Origin of the sequence: uncultured Granulicatella sp., assembly GCF_963545075.1 — a bacterium.
In the GTDB taxonomy this organism is placed as follows: Bacteria; Bacillota; Bacilli; order Lactobacillales; family Aerococcaceae; genus Granulicatella.
The window spans coordinates 25543-31846 of sequence record NZ_CAUUHX010000016.1; the positions used below are offsets into that span (position 1 = coordinate 25543).

A 6304-nucleotide genomic window follows, 5' to 3' on the forward strand; every position below is an offset into this window, starting at 1 on the left:
TATTAATTTTTTGAAATCATCTTATCATATAATGATAGTAACTAGCAAACTAGGTTCGATGCTGTATTCTTCAAATTAAAATTCCTTGTAAATGATCCATCTCATGTTGAATAACTTGGGCAGTAAACTCTGTAAATTTTCCTGTATGAGTTTTACCCATAGCATCTTGATAGTGAACTTCGATTTTTTGATAGCGAGTAGTGCTTTTCATTCCTGTATGAGAGAGACAACCTTCTTCCGTTTGATACGGTTGAGATTTTTTGGTAATGACTGGATTTACCATTACGATATCAAATGGGCCAGCAGCAACAATAATAATGGCTTTATGACTTCCAATCATATTAGCAGCTAAGCCGACACAACGGTCACGATTGGCACGTAAAGTATCTTGCAAGTCAATAATAACTTGTTTATCAGTAATCGGATTAGCAGGGATTGCTTTTTGAGATAAGAAAAATGGGTCTTTTATGATTTCTTTTTTCATAGGAGTCTCCTTTATTCTTGGCACATTCCAAGAAATATTTTAGTAATTTCTTCAGGGGATTCTACTCCCCCTTTTAAAATCCAGTGGAAAATAATCGCGCTATTGCTATAAATGAATACTTCTTTAGCATAGTCTTCTGGAATGGGTAGTTCTTGTTTTAAATTTTGCTTAATCGAATCCATTTTTTCCATTAGTTCCATTAGAAACTTTCGAACGAGTTGGTTCGTATACGTGAAACGGCTCGTAGTAATAGCATATATAAATTCAAATTCTTCTTTTAAATATTCGAAAATTTGAACGACTGCTGGATAGGCTTCTTGTTTTTGAGTAATAGAATGATGATGCAAAATTGTTAAAATATGATGCAAGATTTCTTCTTCTAACTGATTCATCATATCGAATTTATCTACATAATGTAAATAAAAAGTTCCCCGATTCACGCCTGCAGTGCGAGAAATGTCACTAACCGTAATGGCTTCAAAATCCTTTGTTTGAAGAAGTTGAATTAAGGCTATTTTCAAAATTTCTTTTGTTTGAGTTTGTCGTTTTTGAACTTCCATCGTCTCATCCTTCTTAAATCAACACACCGCTTGTAATTGCGCATTGAAATTTCTTTATCACTATTATATAGTGAATTTAAACAATAATCAACACGTTGTTCATTTAATAAGTAGAGGGAAAAGTGATGACATATATACAAGTAAAAAATAGTTTTAAACGATATCAAGTAGGAGAAACTGAAATAATTGCGAATCATGATGTGAATTTTGAGATTGAAAAAGGTGAATTCGTAATTATTCTTGGAGCATCTGGAGCAGGAAAATCCACCGTCTTAAATATTTTAGGAGGAATGGATACAAACGATGAGGGAGAAGTATGGATTGATGGTGTCAATATTTCAAACTTTGATGAAAAGCAATTAACGTATTATCGTAGGGATGATGTAGGATTTGTTTTTCAATTTTATAATTTAGTGCCAAATTTAACGGCAAAAGAAAATGTAGAATTAGCTGCTGAAATTGTGAAGGATGCTTGGGATGCAGAAGAAGCATTGGAAGCAGTAGGATTAGGGCATCGCCTTCATAATTTTCCTGCACAATTATCAGGTGGAGAACAACAAAGGGTATCGATTGCTAGAGCGATTGCGAAAAAGCCGAAGATTTTACTCTGTGACGAGCCTACAGGGGCATTAGATTATCAAACAGGCAAGCAAGTATTGAAGATTTTACAAGAAATGTCGAGAGATTATGGAGCGACCGTTATTATCGTCACGCATAATACAGCATTAGCACCATTAGCTAATCGTGTGATTCATATGCATGATGCTAGGGTGAAAAGTATCGTATTAAATGAATCTCCGCAAGCGATTGAGGAATTGGAATATTGAGAGGAGAAGAATCGTGAAAAAGAAAATATTGAATAAAGCGATTCTTTCTTCATTGAAGGAATCGAGGGGAAGATTTTTATCGATCTTATGTTTAATGATGCTCGGTTCATTTGCATTAGTGGGATTAAAAGTTTCGGGTCCGGATATTCAAGAGACGGTTCATCAATATTTAGAAAAATATCATACAGCCGATATTTTTGTATTGGCAGATTATGGATTAAGTCCAAAAGATCAAGAAGAATTACAAGAAGAAAATGCTGAAGTGGAATTTGGCTATTTTGTAGATACCGTGATAGCAAACAGTCCGAAAGCAATTCGAGTGTTTTCTAAGACTGCTCAGCAATCGGAAGTAGAATTAGTGGGTGGAACTTATCCTAGTCATCTTGATGAAGTAGTATTAGATGAACAGTTATCCAATCGTTATCAAATCGGGGATTCCATCCGTTTAAATGAAGTGAAGTCTCCGTCATTATTAAAACAGCACGAGTTTAAAATTGTCGGATTTGCTCATTCGAGCGAGATTTTATCGAAAAATAGTAAAGGAGTCTCTACCGCAGGAAGTGGCGACTTATCTGGATTTGCCATTGTTCCGCAAGAAAATTTTGATAGCTCTGTTTATACGATAGCTCGTTTACGTTATCCGAATTTACGTAGTTTGAAAACATTTAGTAGGGAATATTTAGACGAAGTAATCGGTATTCAACAATCCATTGAGGAAAAATTATCCGATAATGGAACAGTAAGGCTGAACGATTTAAGACAGGAAGCAGATGGAAAAATCCAAGAGGGAGAAGAACAAATTTCCAAAGCTCAAAATCAGCTAGAAGAGGGTAAGACGAAGCTAGAAGATGGGAAACAACAAGTCGCCAATCAAGAAGGTAAATTAGTTCAAAGCCAAAAGGAAATTGCCCAAAATCAGAACTCTCTAAATAGAGGGAATCAAGAAATTCAACAAGCGAAACAAAGTTTACAAAGTCAGTTTGAGTTACTGGAAGCCAATCGAGTACAGTTAGAAAATTCTAAACAAACTTTGGAACAACAAAATAGTGCCTTACAAGAAGGAAAAAAGAAATTAGCGGAAGCAGAAAGAGAATTTGAATCCCAAAAAGAAAAAGGAATTGCTCAAACAGCATTATCTGCAATGCAGGAAAAAATCCTTCAACAAAAACAAGAATTGGAGGCGGGAACGACCGCTTATGAACAAGGATTAACCCAATACGAGAGTGGTTGGGCTAGTTATCAAGAGGGATTGAAACAATACCAAGAGGGCTTAGCAACCATTCAGGAAAAACAAAACACGCTGGAAGCTGGGCAAAGAGCGTTAGCAGAAGGGAAAAGACAAATTTCTGCTGGTGAGGAAGCTATAGCGAAAGCCAAAAAAGAAATTGAAGAAAAACAAAGCCAATATACAGATGAAAAAGAAAAAGCCGAAGAAAAAATTAGTCAGGCTGAAACGAAGTTAGAAGATGCAAAAGTCAAAGCTTCTAAGCTAACGAAACCTCGTTATTCTGTTTATACTCGCTCGACTATGCTAGGGAGTGAAGGGTATTTAAATATGAAGTCTACTGCAGAAGGGATTATTGCTGTAGCGAATTTATTCCCGGTTGTATTATATGCTGTCGCAGCTCTTGTGACAGTGACAACGATGACTCGTTTTGTCAATGAAGAACGAATGAATGCCGGCATTTTAAAAGCGTTAGGCTATAGTACCTTTGATGTGATGAAAAAATTTGCTTTTTATGGCTTTAGTGCGGGTATGATTGGAACGGTGATAGGAATCGGATTAGGGACTTACTTTTTACCAAGTATATTAGGAGTCACTTTATTAAAAGAAACCATCCTTCCCTCTATTACTCTTATATTTAATTTCCCGATTAGTTTAGTAGCGCTACTATGTTCGATTGGTTGTAGTGTGATTCCACCTGTATGGATTGCTTATCGAGAATTAAAAGAAAGTTCAGCAAGTTTACTATTACCAAAAGCTCCAAGTGTAGGTTCTAAAATTTGGTTGGAGTATATACCGTGTATTTGGAAGAATTTCAGTTTTACTCAAAAGGTAACGGCACGAAATATTTTCCGTTATAAACAAAGAATGTTGATGACGATATTTGGGGTAGCTGGTTCGGTGGCTTTATTATTTGCCGGAAGAGGAATTTTATCTTCCTTATCAGGAATTTCTCATCGTCAATTTGGAGAAATTATTACGTATGATGCCATTGTTATTAAAGAACCTGTAATGACTTCAACCGAACAAGAAGCTTTGAATCAGTTATTAAGAACAAATGAAATCGAGCATTATAGTGATGTACATAGTGAAACAATCGCTACTAAAATTGCTGGAGTACATGAGGAACAATCTTTAACAGTATTAGTAGGAGAAGAGGCAGAGTTCAGTCGTTATTTACAGTTGTATGATGCGAAAACGAAGCAAAAGAAATCTCTTACGAATGATGGAGTATTCTTATCGAAAAAATTAGCGCAGTTATTGAATGTTCATAAAGGGGAAACGGTTCGTTTGCCAATTAAAGATGGTGTTACGAAAGAGATGATTGTGTCAGGTGTTATTGAAATGTATGCAGGGCACTTTATGATAATGTCGCCAAAGGTATATGAAACACTGGCTCAAGAAACTCCAACAAAAAATGCAAGCTTTGTTAGCTTCAAAGAAAAAGATGCGGATAGTGTACGTAAGATGTCTGCTCAGTTATTAGCTCAAGATGGAGTGAAGGCTGTTGTTCAAAATACTTCTATGATTCATCGGATTGAAACGATTGTCGGTTCATTGAGTCGAGTGATGATTTTATTAACGATTGTGTCTGTTCTGTTAGCAACTGTCATTTTATACAATTTAACAACGATTAATGTGGCTGAACGGATTCGCGAATTATCAACGATTAAGGTGTTAGGCTTTTTGAATCGAGAGGTGACTTTATATATTTATCGTGAAACGATGGTTCTTTCTTTGATTGGAATAGGAGTGGGACTGTTGTTGGGAAAAGTATTGCATCGTGTGATTATTGAAGCGGTGGCACCTGCGTTTGTACGGTTCAATCCGCAAGTTGGGTTGGATGTTTATGTTTGGCCGTGTATTTTTATCGTTTTGATTTTAGCGATGCTAGGAATATTAGTGAACCATATGCTGAAAAAGGTTGATATGTTAGAGGCTTTGAAGTCTGTTGAATAAAAATGAAAAAAGACTGGAATAGCTGTAGCAATGGACGCAAGCAGCTTCGCGAAGCGAATCTCATTGCTAAAATTCGAGCCTAGGTCTCGAATTTCCCAGTGATATAAGCCAATTTGGCTTATATCACCAATGCTACGGCTATTAGTATTTTCCTTTTCATTCACTTTGGAAATAAGATTAGGACGTAAAAATAAAGCAGAAAAAGATTACGCTTTGGTAGCTAAGGACGCCAACAGACATACGGTCTTATGGCTAAAAAACGAGCCTAAGGTCTCGTTTTTTCCTGTAATATAAGCCGAGAAGGCTTATATTACTCAAGCTACAAAGCTCCATCTTTTTCTGCTTTATTTATGTATTTACGTTGAATTACTTTTCTTGCGTTTGCGATAAATTCTACGATAAGTATAGATAGACCGTTCTCTAATATTTTGATATTTGTCTAAGTGTCTAATTATCTAATTTTTTGGTGACACTACATTATCGTAATTTTTACAAGTATCAAAAATTCAGACCGGCCGGACTACCGTTACAAACTGAACAAGTTATTCTGGTTCATAATTTCTACTATTTTAAAATTAACTAGCATAATGGGTAAGGTTATTATTATATATAAATATACTTTTTGGTGAACTTTTGTTCATTCATAGAAATATTAAACGACAAAAGATGAACTTTTATTCATAAAAATATTGAAATTCATAAAAAAATGAACTATAATTCATTTATAAAAATAAAATTACTTTGAGGTGACTATGGAAAAAGATCATAATAAACAAAAATTAATAAAGGCAACAGATGCTCTCTTAAAGGATAGAAGTATAACTTCTATTACAACAAAAGAGATTACAAAGGTTGCAGGAGTTTCTGTGGGAGTTTTTTATAATTATTTTAGTAGTAAGGAAGATGTCTTTAAAGAATTAATTAAGACATTTTTCAACTATTCTTTAAAACAAATGGAAGTTTTACAAAAAGAAATTACAGGAAAAAATATTCGTTCGGAAATTAAATTTAAAGAATTTCTAATTAATGAAATAGATAATAATTGGGAAAATCACTTTTTAAATAGTGATATTCTGTTACTTTCAAGAAAAGATGAAGAGTTTCAAAAATTAATGATTTATTTTAATCAAAAGATGATTTCCATTATTGTAGAGATACTTACAGTTATTAATTCGGAACTTAAAGAAAATCCCCTGAAACAATCAAAAGAATTATTAAAGAATGAAGGAAGAAAAAATGGAAAATCTTT

General features: G+C 34.4%; 5 protein-coding genes. 3 read left to right on the forward strand and 2 right to left on the reverse strand.

Going from position 1 to position 6304, the window contains the following annotated elements; genetic code table 11:
* Window positions 1-70: 70 nt before the first annotated feature.
* The gene (locus RWZ86_RS03685; RefSeq protein ID WP_314680102.1) at window positions 71-484 is read right to left on the reverse strand and encodes a peptide deformylase; all 414 of its coding nucleotides are present in this window, start codon (window positions 482-484) and stop codon (window positions 71-73) included.
* Between the two features lie 11 nt (window positions 485-495).
* Window positions 496-1044, reverse strand: a complete 549-nt coding sequence (locus RWZ86_RS03690) for a TetR/AcrR family transcriptional regulator (RefSeq protein WP_314680104.1) — start codon at window positions 1042-1044, stop codon at window positions 496-498.
* Window positions 1045-1169: 125 nt separating this feature from the next.
* Between RWZ86_RS03690 and RWZ86_RS03695 the strand changes: the two genes are divergently transcribed.
* The 3 genes from RWZ86_RS03695 to RWZ86_RS03705 form a co-directional block, all read left to right on the forward strand.
* The gene (locus RWZ86_RS03695; RefSeq protein WP_314680107.1) at window positions 1170-1871 is read left to right on the forward strand and encodes an ABC transporter ATP-binding protein; all 702 of its coding nucleotides are present in this window, start codon (window positions 1170-1172) and stop codon (window positions 1869-1871) included.
* Between the two features lie 13 nt (window positions 1872-1884).
* A complete protein-coding gene (locus RWZ86_RS03700) occupies window positions 1885-5055 on the forward strand; it encodes an FtsX-like permease family protein (protein ID WP_314680109.1) in 3171 nt (1056 codons plus the stop codon).
* A 752-nt stretch (window positions 5056-5807) separates the two neighbouring features.
* On the forward strand, window positions 5808-6304 hold a 497-nt coding region (locus tag RWZ86_RS03705; protein ID WP_314680112.1), incomplete at its 3' end, for a TetR/AcrR family transcriptional regulator.

What these genes read in the sequence shown, in the direction of transcription:
- RWZ86_RS03685 (WP_314680102.1), bottom strand. Translation starts at nt 484, where the DNA reads ATGAAAAAAGAAATCATAAAAGACCCATTTTTCTTATCTCAAAAAGCA.
- RWZ86_RS03690 (WP_314680104.1), bottom strand. Translation starts at nt 1,044, where the DNA reads ATGGAAGTTCAAAAACGACAAACTCAAACAAAAGAAATTTTGAAAATA.
- RWZ86_RS03695 (WP_314680107.1), top strand. Translation starts at nt 1,170, where the DNA reads ATGACATATATACAAGTAAAAAATAGTTTTAAACGATATCAAGTAGGA.